The 22,337-nt window shown below is 62.9% G+C and carries 15 protein-coding genes; 2 read left to right on the top strand and 13 right to left on the bottom strand.

Features of this window, described 5'->3' with window-relative positions; genetic code table 11:
- Positions 1-42 precede the first annotated feature (42 nt).
- The 10 genes from hemE to pilM all read right to left on the bottom strand — a co-directional run bounded on the left by hemE (position 43) and on the right by pilM (position 14,583).
- Complete coding sequence (gene hemE, locus NPS58_RS21095; RefSeq protein WP_274117216.1) at positions 43-1,107, bottom strand: uroporphyrinogen decarboxylase; 1,065 nt, start codon at positions 1,105-1,107, stop codon at positions 43-45.
- A 196-nt stretch (positions 1,108-1,303) separates the two neighbouring features.
- Positions 1,304-2,722 (bottom strand): FAD-dependent oxidoreductase, encoded by a 1,419-nt coding sequence (locus NPS58_RS21090; RefSeq protein ID WP_274117215.1) that lies wholly within the window; start codon positions 2,720-2,722, stop codon positions 1,304-1,306.
- Between the two features lie 33 nt (positions 2,723-2,755).
- The gene (gltB, locus tag NPS58_RS21085) at positions 2,756-7,201 is read right to left on the bottom strand and encodes a glutamate synthase large subunit (protein WP_274117213.1); all 4,446 of its coding nucleotides are present in this window, start codon (positions 7,199-7,201) and stop codon (positions 2,756-2,758) included.
- A gap of 362 nt (positions 7,202-7,563) precedes the next feature.
- Positions 7,564-9,153, bottom strand: a complete 1,590-nt coding sequence (locus NPS58_RS21080; protein WP_274117212.1) for an SPOR domain-containing protein — start codon at positions 9,151-9,153, stop codon at positions 7,564-7,566.
- A 16-nt stretch (positions 9,154-9,169) separates the two neighbouring features.
- Positions 9,170-10,267, bottom strand: a complete 1,098-nt coding sequence (aroB, locus tag NPS58_RS21075; protein ID WP_274117211.1) for a 3-dehydroquinate synthase — start codon at positions 10,265-10,267, stop codon at positions 9,170-9,172.
- A gap of 99 nt (positions 10,268-10,366) precedes the next feature.
- Entirely contained in the window at positions 10,367-10,885 is a 519-nt protein-coding gene (aroK, locus tag NPS58_RS21070; protein WP_028943928.1) for a shikimate kinase AroK, read from the bottom strand.
- 4 nt (positions 10,886-10,889) lie between these two features.
- Positions 10,890-12,149: a type IV pilus secretin PilQ gene (locus NPS58_RS21065; RefSeq protein ID WP_425313107.1), complete on the bottom strand. Its 1,260-nt coding sequence runs from the start codon at positions 12,147-12,149 to the stop codon at positions 10,890-10,892.
- Positions 12,150-12,200: 51 nt separating this feature from the next.
- Positions 12,201-13,052, bottom strand: a complete 852-nt coding sequence (locus tag NPS58_RS21060; protein WP_274117209.1) for a pilus assembly protein PilP — start codon at positions 13,050-13,052, stop codon at positions 12,201-12,203.
- Between the two features lie 77 nt (positions 13,053-13,129).
- The gene (locus NPS58_RS21055) at positions 13,130-13,657 is read right to left on the bottom strand and encodes a PilN domain-containing protein (RefSeq protein ID WP_274117208.1); all 528 of its coding nucleotides are present in this window, start codon (positions 13,655-13,657) and stop codon (positions 13,130-13,132) included.
- Positions 13,645-14,583 (bottom strand): type IV pilus biogenesis protein PilM, encoded by a 939-nt coding sequence (pilM, locus tag NPS58_RS21050; RefSeq protein ID WP_274117207.1) that lies wholly within the window; start codon positions 14,581-14,583, stop codon positions 13,645-13,647. Before pilM ends, NPS58_RS21055 begins: the two co-directional genes overlap by 13 nt.
- Before the next feature lie 177 nt (positions 14,584-14,760).
- On the opposite strand from pilM, the gene NPS58_RS21045 reads away from it, so the two are divergent.
- Positions 14,761-17,208, top strand: a complete 2,448-nt coding sequence (locus NPS58_RS21045) for a penicillin-binding protein 1A (RefSeq protein WP_425313106.1) — start codon at positions 14,761-14,763, stop codon at positions 17,206-17,208.
- 129 nt (positions 17,209-17,337) lie between these two features.
- On the opposite strand, the gene NPS58_RS21040 is transcribed toward NPS58_RS21045, so the two are convergent.
- From NPS58_RS21040 to rpmE, 3 genes are all read right to left on the bottom strand, one after another.
- Positions 17,338-18,606, bottom strand: a complete 1,269-nt coding sequence (locus tag NPS58_RS21040; RefSeq protein ID WP_274117205.1) for a malic enzyme-like NAD(P)-binding protein — start codon at positions 18,604-18,606, stop codon at positions 17,338-17,340.
- Between the two features lie 178 nt (positions 18,607-18,784).
- Complete coding sequence (locus NPS58_RS21035; protein WP_274117204.1) at positions 18,785-19,606, bottom strand: thermonuclease family protein; 822 nt, start codon at positions 19,604-19,606, stop codon at positions 18,785-18,787.
- 2 nt (positions 19,607-19,608) lie between these two features.
- Complete coding sequence (gene rpmE / locus NPS58_RS21030) at positions 19,609-19,824, bottom strand: 50S ribosomal protein L31 (RefSeq protein WP_274117203.1); 216 nt, start codon at positions 19,822-19,824, stop codon at positions 19,609-19,611.
- A gap of 168 nt (positions 19,825-19,992) precedes the next feature.
- On the opposite strand from rpmE, the gene NPS58_RS21025 reads away from it, so the two are divergent.
- Positions 19,993-22,212, top strand: coding sequence for a primosomal protein N' (locus NPS58_RS21025; protein ID WP_274117202.1), 2,220 nt, complete (start codon positions 19,993-19,995; stop codon positions 22,210-22,212).
- Positions 22,213-22,337: the final 125 nt, after the last annotated feature.

Below are 22,337 nucleotides of genomic sequence, written 5' to 3'. Positions count from 1 at the left end.
AAAACGCCCGGCATTGGCCGGGCGCTTTTTGTGCAGCAGTGCTTACTGGTGGTACTGCGCCGACAACTCATGCACGGCGTTGATGAACGCGCCAGCATGCTCCGGATCGACTTCCGGGGTAATCCCGTGGCCCAGGTTGAACACGTGGCCGGAGCCATGGCCGTAGCTGGCCAGGATGCGCCCGACTTCAGCGCGGATGGCCTCAGGCTTGGCGTACAGCACGGTCGGGTCCATGTTGCCCTGCAGGGCGACCTTGTTGCCGACACGCTGGCGGGCCTCGCCGATATCGCAGGTCCAGTCCAGGCCCAGAGCGTCAGCCCCGGCGTCGGCGATGCTTTCCAGCCACAGGCCGCCGTTCTTGGTGAACAGGATCACCGGCACCTTGCGCCCTTCGTGCTCGCGGATCAGGCCGCTGACGATCTTGCGCATGTAGGCCAGGGAGAACTCCTGGTACGCCGCCGCCGACAGGTTGCCACCCCAGGTGTCGAAGATCTGCACGGCCTGGGCGCCGGCCAGGATCTGGCCGTTGAGATAGGTGACGACCGACTGGGCAAGCTTGTCGAGCAGCAGGTGCATGGCCTGCGGGTTGTCGTAGAGCATGGCCTTGGTCTTGCGGAAGTCCTTCGACGAACCGCCTTCGACCATGTAGGTGGCCAGGGTCCAGGGGCTGCCGGAGAAACCGATCAGCGGGACGCGACCGTTGAGCTCGCGGCGAATGGTGCTGACCGCATCCATCACGTAGCCCAGGTCTTTCTGCGGATCGGGGATCGGCAGCGCTTCGATATCGGCCAGGGTGCTGATGACCTTCTTGAAACGCGGGCCTTCGCCGGTTTCGAAGTACAGGCCCTGGCCCATGGCATCGGGGATGGTGAGAATGTCGGAGAAGAGGATCGCAGCATCCAGCGGGTAGCGGTCCAGCGGCTGCAGGGTGACCTCGCAGGCAAACTGCGGGTTCATGCACAGGCTCATGAAATCACCGGCCTTGGCGCGGCTGGCGCGGTATTCCGGCAGGTAGCGGCCGGCCTGGCGCATCATCCACACCGGGGTGACGTCTACGGGTTGCTTGAGCAGGGCGCGCAGAAAACGATCGTTCTTCAAGGCAGTCATGTCGGCATCCGGAAAAAAAGTGCGGGCATTTTCTCAGACACCAACGGAAAAGGCACGGTAAGTACCGTGCCTTTTGTCTATCGACCTGCGGTGGGTCAATAGATTTCTTATTGCATGAGAGCGGATTCCTCCGCGAAGGACTGCGCAGGGGCCGCTTCGCGATCCATCGCGGATGAATCCGCTCCCATTGGGTGGGTCACACTTCCAAGTAATCCAGGATCCCTTCGGCCGCGTTACGGCCTTCGAAGATCGCCGTCACCACCAGGTCAGAACCCCGGACCATATCGCCACCGGCGAAGATCTTCGGGTTGCTGGTCTGGTGCTTGAACGGACCTTTTTCCGGGGCCACGACGCGGCCCTGGCTGTCGGTCTGGATGCTGAACTGCTCGAACCATGACGCCGGGCTTGGACGGAAACCGAAAGCAATGACCACGGCGTCGGCCGGGATGATCTCTTCGGAGCCCGGGATCGGCTCGGGGCTGCGACGGCCACGGGCATCCGGTTCGCCCAGACGGGTCTCGACCACCTTCACGCCTTCGACCTTGTCTTCACCCACGATGGCGATTGGCTGGCGGTTGTAGAGGAACTTCACGCCTTCTTCCTTGGCGTTCTTCACCTCTTTGCGCGAGCCGGGCATGTTCGCTTCGTCACGACGGTAGGCACAGGTGACTGCCTTGGCGCCCTGGCGGATGGAGGTGCGGTTGCAGTCCATCGCCGTGTCGCCGCCGCCCAGTACCACGACCTTCTTGCCCTTCATGTCGACGAAATCTTCCGGCGACTTTTCAAAGCCCAGGTTGCGGTTGACGTTGGCCACCAGGAAATCCAGGGCGTCGTGCACGCCCGGCAGGTCTTCACCGGGGAAGCCGCCCTTCATGTAGGTGTAGGTGCCCATGCCCATGAACACGGCATCGTACTCTTCGAGCAGTTGCTCCATGGAGATGTCCTTGCCCACCTCGGTGTTGAGGCGGAACTCGATCCCCATGCCGGTGAAGACTTCGCGGCGATTGCTCAGCACGGTCTTTTCCAGCTTGAACTCAGGGATACCGAAGGTCAGCAGGCCGCCGATTTCCGGGTTGCGGTCGAACACCACCGGGGTCACCCCGCCACGCACCAGCACGTCGGCACAGCCCAGGCCCGCAGGGCCCGCGCCGATGATGGCTACGCGCTTGCCGGTCGGCTTGACCTTGGACATGTCCGGGCGCCAGCCCATGGCGAAGGCGGTGTCGGTGATGTACTTCTCCACCGAACCGATGGTCACCGCGCCGAAGCCGTCGTTGAGGGTGCAGGCACCCTCGCACAGGCGGTCCTGCGGGCAGACCCGGCCGCACACTTCCGGCAGGGTGTTGGTCTGGTGCGACAGCTCCGCGGCGGCGAGGATGTTGCCTTCGGACACCAGCTTCAACCAGTTGGGGATGAAGTTGTGTACCGGGCACTTCCATTCGCAGTACGGGTTGCCACAGCCCAGGCAGCGGTGGGCCTGTTCGGCCGACTGCTGGGGTTTGAAGGGTTCGTAGATTTCCACGAACTCTTTCTTGCGTTGACGCAACAGTTTCTTCTTCGGATCCTTGCGCCCGACCTCGATGAACTGGAAGTCATTACTCAGACGTTCAGCCATGTTCAAAACCTCATCAAACTCTTCAGGCGCATATCACTGCGGGTTGGCACGGGTGCTGGACAGCAGGTTCTTCAGGTTTGCCGCCTTCGGCTTGACCAGCCAGAAGCGACGCACGTAGTCGTCCAGGTTTTCCCAGAGCTCACGACCCCATTCGCTGTTGGTTTCTTCGACGTACTCGGCCAGCACGCGCGACAGGTGGCTGCGATAAGCCTCCATCGCCTCGCCGCTGATGCGCTGGATCTCGACCAGTTCGTGGTTGAGCTTGTCGACGAAGCTGTTGTCCATGTCCAGCACATAGGCAAAACCACCGGTCATGCCCGAGCCGAAGTTGTAGCCGGTCTTGCCCAGTACGCAGACAAAACCACCGGTCATGTACTCACAGCAGTGATCGCCTGTGCCCTCGACAATCGCATGGGCGCCGGAGTTACGCACCGCGAAGCGCTCGCCTGCGGTACCCGCGGCGAACAGCTTGCCACCAGTGGCGCCGTACAGGCAGGTGTTGCCGATGATGGCGCTGTGCTGGGTAGCGAACGGGCTGCCCGCGGGCGGCACGATCACCAGCTTGCCACCGGTCATGCCCTTGCCGACGTAGTCGTTGGCATCACCTTCGAGGTACATGTTCAGGCCACCGGCGTTCCACACGCCGAAGCTCTGGCCAGCGGTACCCTTGAAGCGGAAGGTGATCGGCGCCTTGGCCATGCCCTGGTTGCCGTGCAGGCGGGCCACTTCGCCAGAGATCCGTGCACCGATGGAGCGGTCGCAGTTGCAGATATCGAGGTTGAACTCGCCGCCGCTGAGGTCGCGAATGGCCGGCAGGGCCATGGCGACCATCTTCTCGGCCAGCACGCCCTTGTCGAACGGCGGGTTGCGGTCGACTTCGCAGAACTGCGGCTTGTCGGCCGGCACGTGCGGGCTGCCCAGCAGCGGGCTGAGGTCCAGGTGCTTTTGCTTCTCGGTTTCGCCGGGGAGCATTTCCAGCAGGTCGGTACGCCCGATCAGTTCGCCGAGGCTGCGCACGCCCAGCTTGGCCAGCCACTCACGGGTTTCTTCGGCCACGTAGGTGAAGAAGTTCACCACCATGTCGACAGTACCGATGTAGTGGTCCTTGCGCAGCTTGTCGTTCTGGGTGGCCACGCCGGTGGCGCAGTTGTTCAGGTGACAGATGCGCAGGTACTTGCAGCCCAGGGCGATCATCGGCGCGGTGCCGAAGCCGAAGCTCTCGGCGCCGAGGATGGCAGCCTTGATGACATCCAGGCCGGTTTTCAGGCCGCCGTCGGTCTGTACCCGGACCTTGCCACGCAGGTCGTTGCCGCGCAGGGTCTGGTGGGTTTCGGCCAGCCCCAGTTCCCACGGGGCGCCGGCGTACTTGATCGAGGTCAGCGGCGAAGCGCCGGTGCCGCCGTCGTAGCCAGAAATGGTGATCAGGTCGGCATAGGCCTTGGCCACACCGGCGGCGATGGTGCCAACGCCGGCTTCCGCCACCAGCTTGACCGAGACCAGCGCCTGCGGGTTGACCTGCTTGAGGTCGAAAATCAGCTGCGACAAGTCTTCGATCGAGTAGATGTCGTGGTGCGGTGGAGGCGAGATCAGGGTCACGCCAGGCACTGCATAACGCAGCCGGGCAATCAGGCCGTTGACCTTGCCGCCAGGCAGCTGGCCACCTTCGCCGGGCTTGGCGCCCTGGGCCACCTTGATCTGCAGCACTTCGGCGTTGACCAGGTACTCGGGGGTCACGCCAAAGCGGCCGGTCGCCACCTGCTTGATCTTCGAGCTCTTGATGGTGCCGTAGCGGGCCGGGTCTTCGCCGCCCTCACCGGAGTTGGAGCGCGCGCCCAGGCGGTTCATCGCCTCGGCCAGGGCTTCATGGGCTTCCGGCGAAAGTGCGCCCAGGGAGATACCCGCGGAGTCGAAGCGCTTGAGGATGGCCTCCAGCGGCTCGACTTCTTCCAGCGCCAGCGGCTGGTCGGCGACCTTGACCTTGAGCAGGTCACGGATCATCGACACCGGGCGCTTGTCGACCAGCGCGGTGTATTCCTTGAATTTCTCGTAGTCGCCCTGCTGCACGGCAGCCTGCAGGGTATTGACCACATCCGGGTTGTAGGCGTGGTACTCGCCACCGTGGACGAACTTGAGCAGGCCGCCTTGCTGGATCGGCTTGCGCGCGCTCCAGGCTTCGGCAGCCAGCAGTTTCTGTTCGTTCTCGATGTCGACGAAGCGCGCGCCCTTCAGGCGGCTGGCAACGCCACGGAAGCTCAGGCCAACAACCTCTTCCGACAGGCCAACTGCTTCGAACAGCTGGGCGCCACGGTAAGAGCCGATGGTCGAGATGCCCATCTTCGAGAGGATCTTCAACAGGCCCTTGGAGATGCCCTTGCGGTAGTACTTGAACACCTCATCCAGGTCACCGAGTACTTCGCCGGTGCGGATCAGGTCGGCCAGCACTTCGTAGGCCAGGTACGGATACACGGCCGAAGCACCGAAGCCGATCAGCACGGCATAGTGATGCGGGTCGCGAGCGGTGGCGGTTTCAACCAGGATGTTGCTGTCGCAACGCAGGCCCAGTTCGGTCAGGCGGTGATGCACTGCACCCACGGCCAGCGAGGCATGCACCGGTAGCTTGCCCGGGGCGATATGGCGGTCGCTCAGCACCAGTTGGGTCTTGCCGCTACGCACGGCTTCTTCGGCCTGGTCGGCGATGTTGCGCACCGCCGCTTCCAGCCCCAGGCTCTCTTCGTAGTTGAGGTCGATCAGCTGACGCTCGAAGCCCGGGCGGTCGAGGTTCATCAGCGAACGCCACTTGGCTGGCGAGATCACCGGCGAGCTGAGGATCACCCGCGAGGCATGCTCCGGGGACTCCTGGAAGATGTTGCGCTCGGCACCCAGGCAGATCTCCAGCGACATCACGATCGCTTCACGCAGCGGGTCGATCGGCGGGTTGGTGACCTGGGCGAATTGCTGGCGGAAATAGTCGTAGGTCGAACGCACGCGCTGGGACAGGATCGCCATCGGCGTGTCGTCGCCCATCGAGCCGACTGCTTCCTGGCCTTGTTCGCCGAGCGGACGCAGTACCTGGTCACGCTCTTCGAAGGTGACCTGGAACATCTTCATGTATTGCTTGAGCTGGTCAGCGTCGTAGCTGGCCACGCCCTGATCGTCACTCAGGTCGGCCTGGATACGCAGGGCATTCTGGCGCAGCCAGCGCTTGTACGGGTGGCGCGACTTGAGGCGGTTGTCGATGGCGTCGGTGTCGAGGATCTGGCCGGTTTCGGTATCCACGGCAAAGATCTGGCCAGGGCCTACACGGCCCTTGGCGATCACGTCCTCGGGCTTGTAGTCCCAGACACCGATTTCCGAGGCCAGGGTGATGTAGCCGTTCTTGGTGGTCACCCAGCGCGCCGGACGCAGACCGTTACGGTCGAGCAGGCAGACTGCGTGGCGACCTTCGGTCATGACCACGCCGGCCGGACCGTCCCACGGCTCCATGTGCATGGAGTTGTACTCGTAGAACGCGCGCAGGTCGGCGTCCATGGTCTCGACGTTCTGCCACGCAGGCGGAATGATCATCCGCACGCCACGGAACAGGTCGATGCCACCGGTAACCATCAGCTCGAGCATGTTGTCCATGCTCGAGGAGTCGGAGCCTACGCGGTTGACCAGCGGGCCGAGCTCTTCGAGGTCCGGGATCAGTTCGTTCTCGAACTTGGTACGACGGGCCTGGGCCCAGTTGCGGTTGCCGGTGATGGTGTTGATTTCGCCGTTGTGGGCGAGGAAGCGGAACGGCTGCGCCAGCGGCCATTTCGGCAGGGTGTTGGTGGAGAAGCGCTGGTGGAACACACAAATGGCGGTCTGCAGGCGCTCGTCACCCAGGTCTGGATAGAAGGCGGCGAGGTCCGCCGGCATCATCAGGCCTTTATAGATAATGGTCTTGTGGGAAAAGCTGCAGATGTAGTGGTCGGTATCAGCGGCGTTGGCCACCGAGGAGCGACGACGGGCGCTGAACAGCTTGATGGCGAATTCCTGATCGCTCAGGCCATCGCCGCCAACGAACACCTGCTCGATCTGTGGCAGGCGCTCAAGGGCCAGGCGGCCGAGGACGCTGGTGTCGATCGGGACCTTGCGCCAGCCCACCAGCTGCAGGCCGGCGGCGAGGATCTCACGGTTCATGTTCTCGCGAGCAGCTTCGGCGCGGGCGTTGTCCTGATTGAAGAACACCATGCCAACCGCATACTGCTTGGGCAGCTCAACGCCGAACTGCTCCTGGGCCACGGCCCGCAGGAACTGATCGGGCTTTTGCATCAACAGGCCACAACCGTCGCCGGTCTTGCCGTCGGCGTTGATCCCACCGCGGTGGGTCATGCAGGTCAGGGCCTGCATGGCTGTTTGCAAAAGGTGGTGGCTGGGTTCGCCCGTCATATGGGCGATCAGGCCGAAACCACAGTTATCCTTGAATTCTTCGGGATGGTACAGACCTGTTTTCATAGACACTTTCTCACCAGGTTCGCCTCTCACCAAGGCAAATCTCTTTTTAGTACAACCACTTACCATCCACGCCGAACGAACGCCAGCTTTGCGGGGGCAATAGGGGAGCCATTGTTGCACAGCGACAGGGAAGCCCACAAATTTATGGCGAATATCCATAAGTCCATGTCGCATTTTTGAATGTTTTTAAGCTTGCGCCGTGGTAACGGCATTGCTCGAGTCTGAAGCGTTTCAGCCTGGACTGCAAGATGGGCTTGTGGCCGGCAGTCTGGGACAGAAAAGCCTGCCGCGCAGTACGCAGCAGGCTTGACCGAAGTTCAGGAGTCGCTCGCAGGTGGCGGGGGTAGTGCCACCCGGCTAGGTCAGCGGGTCGCAGCCAGTTCTTGTTGGACGCTGGCGACGGTACGTGGCCAAGGTTTACCAGCCTGGACCTTGGCTGGCAAGGCCTTGATTGCAGCCAAGGCTGCATCGCGGCTGGCGAAGTTGCCGTAAGTGATCACGTACAGCGGCTTGCCCTGCAGGGTTTTCTTGAAGTAGCGATAGTCGCCACCCTGTGCCTTGACGTAGGCCTGGGCAGAAGCCTCGGAGCTGGTGCCGAGGATTTGCACGACGTAATTGCCCGGTTTCTGACCGGCATACCAGCTGCCACCGGCAGCAGGCTTGGCGGCTGGCTTTTCAGCAGGCTTGGGAGCAGGCTTGGCCGTTGCAACCTGGACAGGTGCTGGCTTGGCGGCAGGTGCAACCGGCTTGCTCGCAGCAGGCGCAACCTGATGTGCAGGTGCCTGGGCAATCGGCTGGGCGGGGGTAGGCGCAGGACCGGCCGCAACACCCGCCGGCGGCGCGATGGTGGTCACGGTAGGCGGCTGCAGCGCAGTATCACCGGCAGGCCCGCCCTCCTCACCTTCACCCATGCCAGCCGCTTCGGCCAGCGGGCCGCGCATCACTGGCTGAGACTGGCCGACCAGTGGCAGGGGCATGGGCTGCGAGTTACCGGCGAATTCGATGGCCGGGCCTCCATTGTTCGACTGGGCGTTGCCCGGCTGCCCCTGGCCCAGCGGCAACTGAGCCTGCTCTGCAGGCGCCGTCGGCGCCTGGTCGCCCTTCTTGGGCATCAGCACGGCCGCGGCAACGGCGACCACTACGACTGCAGACAGCGCCAGCACGTGTTTCTTAGGCATATTGAACCCCATTGATGGTCGCTTCGCCGTGTTTCGGCTGGCGATCATGGCTTCGATCAAGGTATCGCGGGCCACCTGGTTGATTGCCCCAGGCCAGCCGTCCGAGTTTTGGTGAATATCGACAATCTGTTCACTGGTGAACACTTCGATACCGCGACCCGCACCCTCCAGGCGCTGCTCGAGATACTCCCGGGTTTCTTCTTCGCTGTAGGGCGCAAGCTCGATGACGTGAAAACGTTCTTGATCGGCATTGAGCTCTTCCAGCCCGGCGATCAGTGACGGCTCGCCAAACAGGAACACGTGCGGGCGCCCTTCCGGAGTACCCGCCGCCAGTTCCAGCAAGGCTTGGAGTGCCGACTCGCCCAGTTGTTCCGCATCATCCACCAGCAGATAGACTTCCTGCCCGGTCAACGCCAGCTGCACCACCTGGGCAAGCAGCTCGGGCACTTCAGGCTGCGCCACACCCAGGGCCTGGGCGACCTGGCCCAGGACACTGGCGGCATCCGTGGCACTACGGGCGGAAACCACCACGCTCTGCACCGACTGCTTGTTGGTGCTGGCGACCAGGGCCTGGCGCAGCAAGGTCTTGCCGCTGCCCTCGGGGCCCGTCACCACCAGCAACAGCTGGCTGTAGCGGGCCAGGTGATGCAACTGGCCGAGGACCGGCTTGCGTTGGGCCGGGAAGAATTTGAAACCAGGCACCCGTGCAGCGAAGGGGTCATGGTTCAACTGGTAATGGCCGAGAAAGGCCTCGTCGGCATGCAGACTAGTCATCGAACTCTCATCAACCTCAAAGCTGGGCCACGATCGCGCGGTAATCCGCGGCCAGCGTGGCCTGAAGAATCTCTTTCGGGTAGTCGTCGGTGACCACTGCCGCGCCCATCTGGCTCAGCAGGACCAGACGCAGACGACCGTCGAGTACCTTTTTATCCACTGCCATGTGTTCCATGAACTGGGCAGGGGCCATTTCTTCGGGCGGTACCACCGGCAGACCGGCTCGCTGGAACAGGCGAATGCCACGGTCACGCTCCTGCTGGCTGATCCAGCCCAGGCGCATGGACATTTCCAGCGCCATCACCGTGCCTGCCGCCACTGCCTCGCCATGAAGCCACACACCATAGCCCATGTGGGTTTCGATGGCGTGGCCGAAAGTATGGCCAAGGTTGAGCGTGGCCCGAACGCCGGATTCACGCTCATCGGCGCCGACCACGGCTGCCTTGGCGGCGCAGGAGCGACGAATGGCTTCAGTCAGTGCGACCTGGTCCAGGCCACGCAGCGCATCCATATTGGCTTCGAGCCATCCAAGGAAAGGCTCGTCACAAATCAGGCCGTACTTGATCACCTCGGCAAGCCCCGCCGACAGCTCGCGCGGCGGCAGGGTGGTGAGGCTGGTGGTGTCGATCAGCACCGCGTTGGGCTGGTAGAACGCGCCGACCATGTTCTTGCCCAGTGGGTGGTTGATGCCAGTCTTGCCGCCCACGGACGAGTCGACCTGGGACAACAAGGTGGTCGGCACCTGGATAAAGTCCACACCACGCTGGTAGCAGGCGGCGGCAAAACCGGCCATGTCGCCTATCACACCGCCGCCCAGGGCAACCACGGTGGTTCGACGGTCATGGCGAGCGGTCAGCAGGGCATCGAAAATCAGTTGCAGGGTTTCCCAGTTCTTGTGGGCTTCGCCATCCGGCAGCACCACCGGCAGCACCGAATAGGCACCCAGGGTACGGCTCAGACGCTCGAGGTAGAGGGGGGCAACCGTTTCGTTGGAAACGATGGCGACCTGCCGACCGGCAATATGCGGTGCCAGCAGTTCGGATTGATCCAACAGGCCTTCGCCAATGTAGATCGGGTAGCTACGTTCGCCCAGCTCGACCTTAAGTGTCTGCATGTGTCCCCACAATGAACGAGGCGCGGCATCGATGACTCGACCCGCGCGATAACGGTGTGCCCTGTCACGGCATGACTGGTCGCCGAGGATAAGCCTGGCTTAACGGGGCGGCAACTTCTGCAAGCGCTCGAGAATGTCCTGCACCACCATTCGTGGCGGCCGTTCGTCGGTTTCGACGACCAGATCGGCAATCTCGCGATAGAGCGGATCGCGAACCTCCAGCAGCGCACGCAAGGTGGCCTCCGGATTGGCCGTGCGCAGCAACGGACGGTTGCGATCACGCGCGGTACGCCCGACCTGCTGCTCGACCGAGGCGTGCAGGTATACCACCCGCCCCCCGGCATGCAGGGCCTGGCGATTGGCATCGCGCATCACCGCACCGCCGCCGGTGGCCAGGACCACGCCATCGAAAGCGCACAGCTCGGCGATCATCGCCTGCTCGCGATCACGAAAGCCCGGCTCGCCTTCCTTGTCGAAGATCCACGGGATATTGGCGCCCGTACGCAGTTCAATTTCCTTGTCGGAATCCTTGAACGGCAGGCGCAGCTCTTTGGCCAGCAGGCGGCCGATGGTGCTTTTACCAGCACCCATGGGCCCCACAAGTATCAAATTTCGCACAGAATCAACGACTCACAGCAATCGCCTGGTCACTCATGATACGCGGAGTCAGGAAGACCAGCAGCTCGGATTTTTTCTCTTGTAGAACATCGCGACGAAACAGCCGCCCAACATACGGCACATCGGCGAAAAATGGCACCTTGTCGACAACTTTACTTTGCACTGTGGAGTACACGCCGCCAATTACGATGGTCTCGCCATCGTTGACCCGAACCTTGGCATTGACCTCGTTTTTCTTGATTGGCGGTACGTTACCCAGGGCATTGATGTAGTCCGGCTCGTCCTTGGTCACCCTGACGGCCATGATCACCCGGTTGTCCGGGGTGATCTGCGGTGTCACCTCCAACGACAGCGAGGCTTCACGAAAGCTCACGGATGTCGCGCCGCTGCCGCTGGTTTCCTGATAAGGCACCTCGGTACCCTTGAGGATGCGCGCCGTTTCCTTGTCGGCGGTGACCACCTTGGGCTGGGAGATGATTTCACCATTGCCGGATTTCTCCATGGCGCTGAGCTCGAGGTCGAGCAGTGCATTGTCACGCACCAGCCCGATACCGATGGCCGATGTCGCTCGTGCCGCGCCGAGATCGACAAAGGTGGTGTCACCCCCCAGGGTCAGACCACCACCCAAGCGGAACTCGCCGCCCCAGCGCACGCCGAGGTTTCTCTCGTAATCGACATTGGCCTCGACGATTCGCGCCTCGATCATTACCTGGCGCACCGGCACATCCAGGCGAGTGATCAACTGACGCAACTGCGCCAGACGCTCCGGCGTCTGGCGCACTATCAAGGTGTTGGTTCTTTCATCGACACTGACCATGCCCTGGGCGGGCCCGAATGGATCGCTGATGGCAAGCGACTGGAAAACAGAAGCGATATCGGCAGCCTGGGCGTAATGCACAGATAACAGTTCCTGCTGAGTGGGCTCCAACGCAGCTGCGTACTGGCGATCCTCCAATGCTTGCCGATCCTGGCCTGCCAGCTCACCGGCCGGCACTACCAATAGCACATTGCCTTCCATGCGCTTTTCCAGGCCCTTGCTGCGCAGCACCAAGTCCAGCGCCTGCTCCCACGGCACCTCCTGCAGGCGCAAGGTGACCTTGCCTTGCACCGCGTCGCTGGCGACCAGGTTAACGCCGGAAAAATCGGCCAGCACCTGCAACACCGTGCGCACTTCGACATCCTGGAAATTCAACGACAGAGACTCGCGCTCCCGCGCATCTACTGGCACCCCGGCCAATGCCTGGGCAACCAGCACCACCCCCATTATCGTCACGTACCTTTTTGCGCCCATCAGCGACCTCCCTGGCCTGTAGTGCTATCCCGAACCGGTTGCGGCCTTGAGGCCCAGCGTGCGCCGCCGCTCCTCCCACCCCTTGCCCGCCACAAAAACCTCTTCGACGATCTCGACCTGCCGTTCCTCGATGGCCACGATCCGCCCCCTGTCCCGTCCCAGCCGGTCGCCCAGTTGCAGACGATGCACCACACCGGCAACGCGCAGCAGGGCAAAGCGCGTGTGCTGGCGCGCAATACTGCCCACCAGCTCGAATTGCTCTATTGGCAGGGTTTCCAGGAATTGGCGGTGCTGCTGCAACGCAGCAGGCTCGAAGGGATTGCGCGAGAAATCCAGAGAAGGTCGCTCGACAGCAGAACCGGCGACCAGGGGGGCAATACCTGGTCGCTCGCTGCGGTAAGCACTGGCGTGCAGCTGCATACGCAACTGCGCCGGGTATTGGGCCCGAACAGGCGCAAGGGAGAAATCCTGCAGCGTAATGAGGCGAGCCACTTGGGCCAGGCCTTGGGTAAAAGCGGCCAATGCCGGGTAGCTACCTCGCAACTGCAGTTGCATCGGCAGTTCGACATGCTCCCCCTGAAGGACCTCTGGCAACAGTTCCAACTGTTCGATGAACACCCCGTGCTGTTGGCCCTGATGGGTGATGGCTTCCAGCAAGCTGGCGGTTTCACCATCGGCCGCCAACTGCCAGCGCGACGCGTCGAGGGCCCGAGCGGCCAGCGCACGCTGTGCATCGCTGGCTGACAACGCCTGGACACGCTCGACCTTTTCGACCTGCTCCGCCCATAGCTGCCGTGTTTGCCCGGCTGCCCGGTCGACCTCCGCGAGCAGCGCCCGAAAGTGAACGACATAGGCCAACCCCAACAACAGTGACACTCCAACCACCAGCAGCATCACCAGCCTTAAGCGCGGGCCGCTTGCCCACCGCTGCAAACCAGGCCACGACACTACGCTCACGACATCCCCCGCAGGATCACACCCAGCTCGAATGCCTCACCCTCTTCAACGGCTTTCATCTGATGCATCTGAACCTCGCCAATTTCGGCGGCCAGCATGCGCATCATTTGTGCCATCAGCGACCCCGAGCGAGCCAGCCCGCTGATGTTCAGGCGCGGCCCCTGCCGGGTCACCGCGGTGAGGTAAACCCCCTCGGGTACTGCGCGCTCGACCTGATCGAACAGATCGACAAGCGCAAATCGCCGTGCATGTAGATGTTCGAGCGATTGGTGCTGCTGCCGTATCTGCTCGAGCTCCACCTCATACTGCGCGAGCATTGCCAGCCGGGCATCCTGTTGCTCGATGGCCTGGCGCGCCGCGCCACTGTCCAGCAGATGACGCTGCAACGCCTGTCGCCCTCGAGCATCCAATAGCCAGGCCACCATTGCGGCCAGCAAGGCCGCGGCCACGAACATGGCCTGTAAACGCCGGATGGCCGTTTGACGGCGCTGTTCTCGCCACGGCAGAAGGTTCAATCCAGGCATCGGTCATCCACTCGCATGGCCAGGCCGCAGGCAACCGCAAGGCTGGGCGCCTGCACGGTCAGGAGTTCCGATGCCAGGCCCGGGGCCAACGCTACCGCCCCGAAGGGGTCAGCATGACGCACCTCGATACCAAGACGTTGCTGCAACTGCCCGGGCAACTGAGCCTCCAGTACGCCCCCGCCCAGAAGCTGCAAGCGATCAGGCAATGCTCGCCCGGGACTGGACAACAGGTAGCTGTCCACCGCTGCGGCCAACGTCTGGGCATCGGCGTGCTGGACGCCGAGCGAAATCTGCCGACGCAGCCCAATGAACTCGTTGCCCGCTTCGTGAAAGATCACCGAGCGGCCTTCGACCTGCAGCAGCAATGCCTCACCCGATGGGCCGGCTGGCAAGGCGCGGCGCATGGCATGGTGATCGGCCTCCACCACGCAGGCGCGCAACCCAGCAAACTCGAGGCTGGCATGCAACACCTCCAGCATCGCCACATGACAGCCGGCCATCACAACCCGCTGACACTGCGGATTCTCCAGGTCGGGGCCCATCACCCGGAAGTCGAGGGCCGCATCCTCCAGGGCAAAGGGAATGAAGGCGCTGGCCTCGTCAGGCAGTTGCTCGACGAGGGCGTCGTCATCCAGGCCGATGGGCATCGCGATCAGTTTTTCCACCACCAGGTCACCCGGCAGCGCGACCGCTACGCGCCGCCCCGGCATGGCACTGCGGCGAACCGCCTTGAGCAGGGCGGCCCCAACGAGTTCGGGGTCAACGATCCAGCCGTCGTGCAAGGCCGCCGGCGGCAAGGGCTCTACGGCCCAGGCATTGACCTGGCAGCGCCCCTGACGACGGTGCGCATGCACCAGCCTGATGAATGGAGGGGTAATTTCCACCCCCAGCAGTGAACCGGCATCCCTGCCGAAGCGTCCAAGCATCGAATTTTCCTTGGTGGTGGCAGGTCGATGGGGTTATCCCGGCAAGACCTGACGGATTCCTTGGCACCCGCGCCAATAACGCGGCCGTGCGAAAAATGCTTATAATGCCCAGCGTTTTTCCTTGTCCGCTGGCCCCGCGCGCAACCCATTCTTTTAACTGGACGCCCAAAAGCCTTGATACGCCTGCTGAAGTTCTTCTGGTGGTCTTTCGTCGCAGTCATTTGCGCCCTCGTGCTCGGTCTGAGCGGCGCGTTTCTGTATCTTAGCCCCAGCTTGCCCTCGGTAGAGGCCCTCAGAAGTATCCAGTTGCAGATCCCTTTGCGGGTCTACAGCAGCGACGGAAAGCTGATTGCAGAGTTCGGCGAGATGCGTCGTTCTCCTATCCGTTTCGCCGACATTCCCCCCCATTTCATCCAGGCTTTGCTCTCGGCCGAAGACGACAATTTCGCCAATCACTATGGGGTCGACCCCAGCAGCCTGATGCGTGCTGCAACACAATTGCTCAAGTCCGGGCACATCCAGACCGGCGGCAGCACCATCACCATGCAGGTGGCGAAAAACTTCTTCCTCAGCAGCGAACGCAGCTTCTCGCGCAAAACCAACGAGATCCTCCTGGCCCTGCAGATCGAACGTGAGCTGACCAAGGATGAAATCCTTGAGCTCTACGTCAACAAGATCTACCTGGGCAACCGCGCCTACGGCATCGAGGCAGCGGCACAGGTCTACTATGGCAAGTCGATCCGCGACATCAGCCTGGCCCAGATGGCCATGATCGCCGGCCTGCCCAAGGCCCCCTCGCGCTTCAACCCGCTGGCCAACCCAGTGCGCGCCAAGGAGCGTCGCGACTGGATCCTGGGGCGCATGTACAAGCTGGGCAAGATCGACGAAGCCAGCTACCAGGCGGCCCTCGCCGAACCGATCAACGCCAGCTACCACGTACCGACACCTGAAGTCAGCGCACCATACATTGCCGAAATGGCCCGTGCCGAGATGGTCGGTCGCTATGGCAGCGACGCCTACACCGAAGGCTTCCGGGTCACCACCACGGTACCGAGCGACCTGCAGGAAATCGCCAACAAGGCCGTGCTCGATGGTTTGAGCGCCTACGACGAACGCCATGGCTACCGTGGCCCGGAAGCGCGCTTCCCGGGCAAGACCCAGGCCGCCTGGCTGCAGGAACTGAGCAAGCAGCGCCCCCTGGGCGGCCTGGAGCCGGTCATTGTCACCCAAGTCGACAAGACCGGGCTGCAGGTACTGACCCGTGCCGGCGAGCATGAGACCGTGGCCTGGGAAACCATGAAGTGGGCTCGTCCGTTCCTCAATACCAACAGCCAGGGCCGGGCGCCGCAACAGCCTTCGGATGTCGCCCAGGTTGGCGACCTGATCCGCGTCCAACGCCTGGATAACGGCAGCCTCAAGTTCAGCCAGGTGCCCGGCGCACAAAGCGCACTGGTCTCGCTGGACCCGAACACCGGCGCCATTCGCGCCCTGGTCGGCGGTTTTTCCTTCGAGCAGAGCAACTACAACCGCGCCATGCAGGCCAAGCGCCAGCCGGGCTCCAGCTTCAAGCCATTCGTCTATGCCGCGGCGCTGGATAACGGCTACACCGCCGCCAGCCTGGTCAACGACGCCCCCATCGTGTTCGTCGACGAGTACCTGGACAAGGTCTGGCGCCCGAAGAACGACACCAACACCTTCCTCGGCCCGATTCGCATGCGCGAGGCGCTGTACAAGTCGCGCAACCTGGTGTCGATCCGTCTGCTGCAGGCCATGGGCGTAGGCAAGACCATCGACTACATCAGCAAGTTCGGCTTCAACAAGCAGGACCTGCCCCCCAACCTTTCCCTGGCCCTGGGCACCGCCACACTGACCCCGATGGAAATCGCCACCGGCTGGAGCACCTTTGCCAACGGCGGCTACAAGATCACCCCGTACCTGATCGAACGCATCGAGAGTCGCAACGGCGAAACCCTGTTCACTGCCAATCCGCCACGGGTACCGCAATCGGAGCCGGTCGAGGCAGGGCTGGCCGCACCGGAGTCGCCAATCAATGTGCAGTTCCCGGGCGAACCCGCGGCAACCACCGGCAGCGAGCCCGCCATCGCGCAGCCTCCAGCGGTTGCCGAGCGCATCATTGATGGCCGCACCACGTACATTCTCACCAGCATGCTTCAGGACGTGATCAAGCGCGGGACCGGGCGACGCGCCCTGGCCCTGGGCCGCACCGACCTGGCGGGCAAGACCGGTACCACCAACGAATCCAAGGACGCCTGGTTCTCCGGCTACAACGCCGACCTGGTGACTACCGTGTGGAGCGGATTCGACCAACCAGAAACCCTGGGGCGCCGCGAATACGGCGGCACCGTGGCACTGCCGATTTGGATGAGCTTCATGGGGGCAGCGCTCAAGGACAAGCCCAACCATGCCCCGGTCGAGCCGGAAGGCATCCTCAGCCTGCGGGTCGACCCGGTCAGTGGCCGAGCGGCATCGCCTGGCACGCCCAACGCCTACTTCGAGCTGTTCAAGGCCGAAGACACGCCACCGTCGGTGAACGAGCTGGGTAACGGTGCGGTGCCGGGCAGCCCGCTGCCAGCGGATGAAGCGGCGCCGATCGATCTGTTCTGATCCAATGGCTCGCGAGGCAAGCCCACTCCTACAGAATTGTGTAAGAGCGGGCTTGCCCCGCGAACGGACCCCCAACAAAAAGCCCCGACTCTTGCGAGCCGGGGCTTTTTGCTACAACGCTACAACGGCTTAGCCGTTGAATACGTCATCCACGCTCTTGAGCGGGTAGTTCTTTGGATACGGCAGGGTTGCCACACCGGTCTCGATAGCGGCCTTGGCGACTGCGTCGGAGACGACGGTGATCAGGCGGGCATCCATTGGCTTCGGAATGATGTACTCACGACCGAATTCCAGCGCGTCCACGCCGTAGGCTGCACAGACTTCCTTCGGCACTGGCAGCTTGGCCAGGTCTTTCAGGGCGTTGGCGGCGGCAATCTTCATCTCTTCGTTGATGCGCTTGGCGCGAACGTCCAGGGCACCACGGAAGATGAACGGGAAGCCCAGTACGTTGTTGACCTGGTTCGGGTAGTCGGAACGACCGGTGGCCATGATCACGTCGCTACGGGTAGCGTGAGCCAGTTCCGGGGAGATTTCCGGATCAGGGTTGGAGCAGGCGAAGACGATCGGGTTTGGCGCCATCGACTTCAGGCCTTCGGCGCTCAGCAGGTTCGGACCGGACAGGCCGACGAAAACGTCAGCGCCTTCCAGGGCATCCGCCAGGGTGCGCTTGTCGGTCGCATGGGCGAAGACTGCCTTGTACTGGTTCAGGTCGTCACGGCCAGCGTGGATCACGCCAGTACGGTCAACCATGAAGATGTTCTCGATCTGCGCACCCATGCTCACCAGCAGCTTCATGCAGGAGATGGCGGCAGCGCCTGCGCCCAGGCAGACGATCTTGGCGTCGGCCAGGGTCTTGCCGGCGATTTCCAGGGCGTTGATCATGCCCGCAGCGGTCACGATCGCAGTGCCGTGCTGGTCATCGTGGAATACCGGGATGTCGCACTGTTCAATCAGGGCGCGCTCGATCTCGAAGCACTCAGGTGCCTTGATATCTTCCAGGTTGATGCCACCGAAGGTGATGGAGATACGCTTGACGGTGTCGATGAAGGCTTGCGGGCTTTCGGAGTCGACTTCGATGTCGAACACGTCGATACCGGCGAAACGCTTGAACAGAACACCCTTGCCTTCCATGACAGGCTTGGAGGCCAGTGGGCCGAGGTTACCCAGGCCGAGGATGGCGGTGCCGTCGGAAATGACTGCTACCAGATTGCCCTTGCCGGTGTACTTGTAGGCCAGCTCCGGGTCGCGACCAATTTCACGTACCGGCTCGGCCACACCAGGGCTGTAGGCCAGCGCCAGGTCGCGAGCAGTCGCGGTAGGTTTGGTGAGCTCGACGCTCAGTTTCCCCGGACGAGGCTGAGCATGGTATTCGAGAGCGGCAGTTTTCAAATCTGACATGGTGGGCATTCCGCTATTTACTGTTCTGACGGACCGCCGAGGATACGCAAAGAGCAAAGGGCCGACAAGACTGCCCGGTCACTTGTGTCAAGGCCTTTAACCTACGACTTTCCGCCAAGAGCCGCAGCCCGCAAGGGTTTCAATGTGTACAATCGTACAAAAAAATGTCCACAATTATTTATCTTTCGACCCGCTCCAGCATCGAAGGATCGGTCAATGGCAGCAACCAGCGCCGCTGCCCGGCTTTCAGGCCGCCTTTGCGGGAACGATCCAGCACCCAGCCGCGGGCTTCGACTGTCTTGCCTTTGAGACCATCAAAGAAGGAAGAGGGGAAGTTGCGCTGCAACCGGGCCGGCACTTGCAACACCAGTGCGTCGTCGACTTCTATCCAGATCCCGCCGCGATTGCGCTGGATACTGTTGACTTTGCCAGCGATCAGCGCGAATCCGGAGCGCTGCACCTGCGACGCCGACAATACCGGGGTTTGCCGCCACAACCCGACCTTCAACTGACGCGCGGTGCGTTCGGCCTGTTGCTGGCACTGGGTCAGGCTGACATTCGGTGCCACCGCCACGCGCAAGCCCAGGCCTTCACTGAGCAGTTGTGCTTCGAAATTGTCGCCAGAGCGCCCGTAGATGTGGGCCAGGGTACGACCGTACTTGTCTTTGGACTCGACGCCCGGCACCAACCCCACTTCACCCCCGCTGGCCTTGACCAGGGCCTGCAGGCGCTGACGGGCGGCTTCGGCGAAGGGTTCGCTGGCTCGCCCCTTACGACCGATTTCCGGTGCATTGATACCGATCAGGCGCACACTGCGGCCATCCACCAGACGCACGGTATCGCCATCGACCACCTGACGCACGCCCACGCGTTGCGGATCGACCGGGGACGGGCAGAAGGCGTGCGCCGGCAACTGCCAAATGACGCCCATAAAAAAGGCGCCCACAAGGGACGCCTTTTTCAGCAGCATTGCCAAGCCCGAAAGGCCTGCGATGCGCAATCTTACTTCTTGCTGCCGAACGCTGCGAAGCGATCTTCGAAGCGCTTGACGCGGCCGCCGGTATCCAGAGTCTTCTGCTTACCGGTGTAGAACGGGTGGCACTCGTTGCATACGTCGGTACCCAGTGGAGCGCACAGGGTCGAACGAGTTTCAAACTTGTTACCGCAGCTGCAGGTGACTGCGACTACTTCATAATTCGGGTGAATTGCTGGCTTCATGGTCACTTCCTCGACTGCGTGCCGCCACCCAACACCATTGTTGAATACCGCACGTAATTAGGCGGCGAATAATACCAGAGCATGCTGTCAACGCAAGTTGTCGCTTGCACCGGCCGTCGTCTGCTAGGCTCGCCGGATCGTGCAAATCCCCCTCAGAGAACTCTTCGCGTGTCCGACGTCATTCTGCGCCTCGCCCTGCCCTCGCCCCTGCGGCGACTGTTCGACTACAGGGCCCCGGCGAGCATGGCGCGCCAGGCGTTGACGCCGGGCATGCGTATCCGCGTGCCATTCGGGCGCCGGGAAATGATCGGCATTCTGATCGAGATCACCGACAAGAGCGAGGTGCCGGCCGACAAACTCAAGCCGGCGATCGCCCTGCTCGATCCAGTCTCGCCATTGCCACCCTCCTTGTTCAAGCTGTGCCTGTGGACAGCCCAGTACTACCAGCACAGCCTTGGCGATACCTTGAGCTGGGCCCTGCCAGTGCTGCTGCGCCAGGGCGAACTGGCCGAGGCACGCCAGGAACGCTTCTGGCAGGTTGCCCCGGGCGCGCGCCTCGATGACCCGCGCATCGCCCGCGCACCGCGCCAGCGCGAGGCGCTGGCTACCCTGGCCCAGCACCCTCACGGCGTCGCCCATACCCTGCTGAGCAAACTGATGCTGAGCAAGGACAGCCTCGACCTGCTGCTGGCCAAGGAGCTGGTTCAGGTGGAAGTACGCCGGCACCTGCCCCAGGAACGCCACGAGCACTGGCTGGCCCAGCCGGAACTGCCCCTGAACGACGAACAGCGCGCCGCCTTCAATGCCGTGCGCTCGGGGTTCGACAGTTTTCATGCATTCCTGCTGGCCGGCGTCACCGGCAGCGGCAAGACCGAGGTCTACCTGCAACTGATCCGCGAGACCCTGGAAGCCGGCAAGCAGGCGCTGATCCTGATCCCGGAGATCAACCTCGGCCCGCAAACCCTGGCGCGCTTCGAACAGCGCTTCAATGCCCGTATCGCTCTGCTGCACTCGGCAGTCAACGACCGTGAGCGCCTGGACGCCTGGCTGGCGGCCCGCGATGGCGAGGCCGATATCATTATCGGCACCCGTTCGGCGCTGTTCACCCCGATGAAACATCCGGGGCTGATAATCATCGACGAAGAGCACGACGGCTCGTACAAACAGCAGGAAGGCCTGCGCTACCACGCCCGCGACCTGGCCCTGGTGCGCGCCCGCCAGGAAAACATCCCGATCCTGCTCGGCTCGGCGACGCCTTCGCTGGAGAGCCTGCACAACGCCCACACCGGTCGCTATGGCCTGCTGCGCCTCAACCAGCGTGCCGGCGGCGCCCAGCAACCACGCTTCCTGCGCCTGGACGTAAAGAGCAGGCCCCTGGACAGCGGCATCAGCGGGCCGATGCAACAAGCCATCGGCCAGACCCTCGCCGCCGGCCAGCAAGTGCTGGTGTTCCTCAACCGACGCGGCTTCGCCCCCACCCTGCTGTGCCACGACTGCGGCTGGATGTCCGAATGCCCGCGCTGCGATGCGCGCATGACCGTGCACCAGCGCTCCAACGAGTTACGCTGCCACCATTGCGGCTACGACGAACGCGTGCCGCGCCAGTGCCCGCAATGCAACAAGGTCGATCTGCGCCCGGTGGGTGCAGGCACCGAGCGTGCCGAAGAGCGCCTGAGCATTCTTTTCCCGGACTACCCGGTATTGCGCGTGGACCGCGACAGCACGTCGCGCAAGGACGCCATGAACCAGCTGTTCGCCACGATCCAGCGTGGCCAGCCGTGCATCCTGGTCGGCACCCAGATGCTCGCCAAGGGGCACCATTTCCCGCGGGTGACCCTGGTATCGATCCTGGATGCGGACGGCGGGTTGTTCTCTGGCGATTTTCGCGCCAGCGAGCGCATGGCCCAGATGATTGTGCAGGTCGCAGGCCGCGCAGGACGCGCCGAAGAGCCGGGCAAGGTGATTATCCAGACGCACCTGGCCGACCACCCGCTGCTGGTGCAACTGACCGAACAGGGTTACTTCGCCTTCGCCGAACAGGCCCTGAGCGAGCGTCGCGCCGCCGGCCTGCCGCCCTTTGCCCACCTGGCGCTGCTGCGTGCCGAAGCCCACAAGCCCGGCCAGGCAGAAGGTTTTCTCGATGAAGCCTGCAGCGCTGCCGAACAGCTGTTGGCCGAGCACAACCTGCACGGCGTCGAGCTGCTCGGCCCAGTGCCGGCCCCCATGGAACGACGCGCGGGACGTTTTCGCGCACAACTATTGCTCCAGGCCAATGCCCGGGCGCCTTTGCATCGACTGATCAGTGCCTGGTTGCTACTGTTGGAGCAGATGCCGTCCGGGCGGCAGGTACGCTGGTCTTTGGATGTGGACCCCGTGGATCTCTATTGAACCGCAGGAGCAGGTTCGCCCCGCGATCCCGACACCGTAAATCCCCCAAAGGTTGGCAACCCCGCCCCGGCAACGGATAATGTTCAGTTTTTCCACCTGCGCATCGAAGCGCCGCCGCGCTTGCG

The organism is Pseudomonas putida, assembly GCF_028682455.1.
Classification (GTDB): Bacteria; Pseudomonadota; Gammaproteobacteria; order Pseudomonadales; family Pseudomonadaceae; genus Aquipseudomonas; species Aquipseudomonas putida_AA.
This window is presented reverse-complemented; position numbering and strand designations above follow the sequence as displayed.